This window comes from Mycobacterium sp. E1214 (assembly GCF_001666755.1).
Lineage (GTDB): Bacteria > Actinomycetota > Actinomycetes > Mycobacteriales > Mycobacteriaceae > Mycobacterium.
This window is the reverse complement of record NZ_LZJC01000003.1, coordinates 1-4,501: the sequence shown is the minus strand read 5'-3', so window position 1 is coordinate 4,501 and position 4,501 is coordinate 1. Positions and strand designations below refer to the sequence as shown.

5 protein-coding genes are annotated in these 4,501 nt (G+C 68.1%); 3 read left to right on the top strand and 2 right to left on the bottom strand.

The annotated features are described in order from the left end of the window. Window positions 1-28: 28 nt before the first annotated feature. Window positions 29-634, top strand: a complete 606-nt coding sequence (locus A5700_RS00300) for a L,D-transpeptidase (protein ID WP_068204324.1) — start codon at window positions 29-31, stop codon at window positions 632-634. Window positions 635-641: 7 nt separating this feature from the next. Here the strand turns inward: A5700_RS00300 and A5700_RS00295 are convergent, their stop codons facing one another. Continuing rightward, window positions 642-1,142, bottom strand: a complete 501-nt coding sequence (locus tag A5700_RS00295; RefSeq protein WP_068070213.1) for a nuclear transport factor 2 family protein — start codon at window positions 1,140-1,142, stop codon at window positions 642-644. Next, complete coding sequence (locus A5700_RS00290; RefSeq protein ID WP_068070212.1) at window positions 1,129-1,773, bottom strand: TetR/AcrR family transcriptional regulator; 645 nt, start codon at window positions 1,771-1,773, stop codon at window positions 1,129-1,131. The genes A5700_RS00295 and A5700_RS00290 overlap by 14 nt, the downstream gene beginning before the upstream one ends. A 38-nt stretch (window positions 1,774-1,811) precedes the next feature. Between A5700_RS00290 and A5700_RS00285 the strand changes: the two genes are divergently transcribed. Both A5700_RS00285 and A5700_RS00280 read left to right on the top strand, forming a co-directional pair. Further along, a complete protein-coding gene (locus A5700_RS00285; protein WP_068070211.1) occupies window positions 1,812-3,038 on the top strand; it encodes a hypothetical protein in 1,227 nt (408 codons plus the stop codon). Between the two features lie 157 nt (window positions 3,039-3,195). Beyond that, window positions 3,196-4,501: Hsp70 family protein (locus A5700_RS00280; protein ID WP_068070283.1), on the top strand; the 1,306-nt coding region annotated here is incomplete at its 3' end.

The following is a 4,501-nucleotide window of genomic DNA, read 5'->3' as shown; positions in this document are numbered from 1 at the left end:
CACCGCGGCGTGCGTTGTCCTCGTTTCGCTGGGGTTGGCACCCAGTAGCGCCGCGGCCGGCGCGCCGTGGTTCGCCAACGCGGTTGGCAATGCCACGCAGGTGGTTTCGGTCGTGAGCACCGGTGGCTCGAACGCCACCATGGAGATCTTCCAACGCTCGGGCGCGGGCTGGCAGTCGTTGCGCAGCGGCATTCCGACGCACGTCGGCTCGGCGGGCATGGCCCCGCAGGCCAAGAGCAACGTGCCGGCCACCCCGATGGGGGTGTACAGCCTCGATTCGGCCTTCGGTACGGCGGCGAATCCCGGGACCGGGCTGCCCTACACCCAGGTGGTGGGGCCGAACTACTGGTGGAGCGGCGACGACCACAGCCCCACCTTCAACTCGATGCAGATGTGCCAGAAGGCGCAGTGCCCGTTCAACACCGCCGACAGCGAGAACCTGCAGATCCCGCAGTACAAGCACGCCGTCGTGATGGGGGTCAACAAGAACAAGACCCCGGGTGGGGGCGCCGCGTTCTTCTTTCACACCACCGACGGCAAGCCCACCGAGGGCTGTGTGGCCGTCGACGACGCCCAGCTGGTGTCGATCATGAAGTGGCTGCGCCCCGGCGCGGTCATCGCGATCACCAAGTGACCCGCCGTCAGTCCAGCGCGTGCCCGGGTGTCAGCTTGAAGTCCAACCCCGCCAACGACATCGTCGCCTCGTAGGTGCGGTCGTATCCGGTGGCGCTGATCTTCCAGCCGTCCTCGGTGCGTCGATACGTGTCGCGGTAGAAGGCCGCACCGATGAGCATGAAGTTGAAGTCGGCGACGATCACCCGGTCCTGCAGATACCAGGCGCCGGTGGCCTCGTCGCCGGTGACGGTGATCTCCGGGTGGGTGACCCGGTGCTCGGTGATGACCGCCGGCCCAAGCGATTTGCGCATGTAGTTGACCAGGTCGACGCGGTTGGTGAAGTGGTGTTCCTCGCCCACCGACGAGCCGTAGTCGCCCTGCACGTCGTCGGTCAGCGTGTCGGCGAACTCGTCCCAGCGCTTGGTGTCCAACGCGCGCAGGTAGCGGTATTTGACTTGCTTGACGGCTTCGATGTCGGCGAAATCGGAGGCCGGGTCACGGGGGCTCATCTGGTCATTGCAGCACATCGGGGTTGGCGCCGCGCGCGCCGGGCGAGCGTTGCAGGTGCCCGGTGACCATCTCGATCAACGCGCGCCGCTCCCGCTGCCAGTCCACCGGCGCACCGACGATCATCTGCACCAGCACGACGCCCCGCAACGCCGCCCAAATCACCTCGGCCACACCGTCATTCGCGGGGTCCTCGGTGATCAGCCGGCCGAGTTGGGCGACCGCCGCGTTCATCTCGACCAGGTGGCGCCGCGAGGCCGCGCTCGGGTTGCTGCGATTCGCTCGCAGGATCTCGAACGCCGCGAGCGACGTCGGGCTGCTGTAGCACGACCACGCGGTGTCGATGACGACCTCGATCCGCTCGGGCAACGGCAGCTCGCTGACGACCGCCGCGGACAGGCTTTCGATCAGCTTGGCCACGCCGTCGTCGACGACGGCCATCAGCAGGCCGTTGCGGTCACCGAAGTGGTACTGGATCACCCCCCACGTCACGCCCGCCCGTTCGGCCACGTGCTTGGCGGTGGCCGCGGAGAAGCCCTCCTCGGTGATGCAGCGGACCGTCTCGTCGATGATCCGCGCGCGGGTGTCGTCCCCGCGCTTGCGGGGCGCGCTGGTGCGTCGGGTGGGCGGCGTGCGGGTGACACTGGACATTGTTGACTTTATAACATAGTCGGGTCTATTTTTGGGCCGTGGCCCTCTCCCGTTACGCGCGGTTGACGCGTGCGCAGCTCGCCGTCCTGGTCCCCGAACTGCTGCTCATCGGCCAGATGATCGATCGTTCCGGAATGGCTTGGTGCATCAGCGCTTTCGGCCGCGACGAGATGGTGCAGATCGCCATCGAGGAGTGGGCGGGCGCCAGCCCCCTCTACACCCGACGCATGCAGCGCGCGCTGCGCTACGAAGGCGTCGACGTGCCGACCATCTTCAAGGGATTGCAGCTCGACATCGGCGCCCCACCGCAATTCATGGATTTCCGCTACACCGTGCACGACCGCTGGCACGGTGAATTCCACCTCGACCACTGCGGCGCGCTGCTCGACGTGGAGCCGATGGGCCCCGACTACGTCTTCGGCATGTGCCACACCATCGAGGACCCGACGTTCGACGCCACCGCGGTGGCGACCAACGCGCGCGCGCAGGTCCGCCCGATCCACCGGCCGCCACGGCAACCGGCCGACCGCCACCCGCACTGCGCGTGGACGGTGATCATCGACGAGTCCTACCCCGAGGCCCAGAGCATTCCGGCGCTCGACATCGTCAGCCGTACCCGCGCCGCCAACTGGCAACTCGACGACATCGACACCTCCGACGAGGGGCGTTGCGACTACTCGGGGCCGCTGCTGAGCGACTTCGACTTCGACGCGTACTCGCATTCGGCGCTGGTGCGCATCGCCGACGAGGTCTGCTTGCAGATGCATCTGCTGTACCTGTCGTTCGCCATCGCGGTGCGCCAGCGCGCGACGGACGAGGCGCAGGCGACCTCCATCTGCACCCGCGGCCTCGTCGGCGTGGCCGGGCTGGCCGCCGAGCGGATCCGGCGTGCGCTGGACCTGCCGGGCGGCCTCGACGGCGTGCGGCAGGTCCTCGAGCTGCACCCGCTGCTCAACCCCGCCGGCTACGTCGTCGCCGACGTGGCCGACAACCGGCTGATGGTCGAGCCGTCACCGGCACACGACGACGGCGCCTGGATCGCCGTGTGCTCACCGGCCTCGGTGCAGCCGCTGCAGGCGATCGCGACCGGGGTCGACCCGCGTGTGGAGGTCCGTGTCGGCGGCACCAACACGGATTGGACCGCCGAATTCGTCGAAACCGACGCCGCCGCCGCGGAATTGCCAGAAGTGGCGGTCACCAAGGTAAGTGGCGGGTCGACGTTCCAATTCGAACCGAGACGTTCTTTGCCGCTCACCGTCGTCTGAGCCGAATCCACGTTCTGTCAAGGGGTTTGCGGTACCACTTCGGTGACGCAACCGCATCGACCATATACCGATGATGTTGCAACCCATCGGCTTTGGGCGTGTCCACGGCTATCGTTAGCGCTGGCCACCGACCCCTATAGACGAAAGTATTCGCTCTATGTACGACCCACTAGGGTTGTCGATCGGGACCACGAACCTGGTCGCTGCGCGTGATGGAAGCCCACCGGTTACCCGCCGGTCGGTGCTTACCCTTTATCCGCACTGTGCTCCGAAAGTTGGTGCACTCGAGGATACTTCGGACCTCGCCGAATCCGGCGTGCTGATGCGCAATTTCGTCGAGCGCATCGGTGACTCGGTCGCGTTGGTATCGGCGGACGGGTCGGCACACGAGCCCGAGTTGCTCACCGTCGAGGCGCTGGACGCGATGGTGGTGGCCGCCGGGGCGGACGCGGCCAGCTCGGAGATCGCGATCGCGGTGCCCGCGTACTGGAAACCCAGCACGGTGCAGGCGCTGCGCGACGGTCTGCGCACCCACTTGGGATTCGTTCGAAGCGGCATGGCGCCGCGCCTCATGTCGGACGCCATCGCGTCGCTGACCGCGGTGAAGGCCGACCTCGGCCTGCCCGCCGAGGGTGTCGTGGCGCTGATGGACTTCGGGGGCGGCGGCACGTCCGCCACGCTGGTCAATGTCGCCGGTGACTTCGAATTAGTCAGCGCCACAATGCGTTACGGGGCGTTCTCAGGAGACGAGATCGACCAGGAACTACTGCTGCGGATGTTCGAGGAGCGCGGTCGGGGCAGTGGCCTGGACCCGGCCAGCACGGCCGCCGTCGGCCAGCTCACCGAGCTCCGGGAGCAGTGCCGGGCGGCCAAGGAGCGGCTGTCGGACGAGGTCGTCACCGAGATCACCGCCGAGCTCGGCGGGCGCACGTGCAGCCTGACGCTGCGCCGAGACGACCTCGAAGACATGATCTCGGACCGGCTGACCGGTTTCATCTACGCCTTCGACGACATGCTGGTGCGTAACCGCCGGAACTGGTCGGACCTGGCCGCGGTGGTCATGGTGGGCGGCGGCGCGCGGATACCACTGATCACCGAACGACTTTCGATACACGGCCGCACCGAGCTGCTCACCCCGGCGGAGCCCGCCGCGGCCGCGGCCTGCGGAGCGCTGGCCCTGGCGGCCCGCGGGGGAGAGCTCAGCCTGCGGACGCGCACGTCGATCGGGCTGCTCGCGGCGGCCAACGCCGCCGGCGACGTGGTGGACCTGGGCGCGGGCGACGTGCTGGTCATCGACGACGAAGCCCTGACCGATCGCGAGTTGGCGTGGTCGCAGACGGAGTATCCCGTCGACCCGCGGGTGCGGTTCGGCGGTGTCGCCTACGACGAAGACGGCCCGGCCGGCTGGTCGATGCGGCTGAACGTGATCGACCCCCCGCCCGCCCGGCCGTGGCGGCGCCTGC

Bases quoted from the DNA above. Each gene is read 5' to 3' on its own strand.
- A5700_RS00295 (WP_068070213.1), bottom strand. From the start codon at position 1,142: ATGTGCTGCAATGACCAGATGAGCCCCCGTGACCCGGCCTCCGATTTC.
- A5700_RS00290 (WP_068070212.1), bottom strand. From the start codon at position 1,773: ATGTCCAGTGTCACCCGCACGCCGCCCACCCGACGCACCAGCGCGCCC.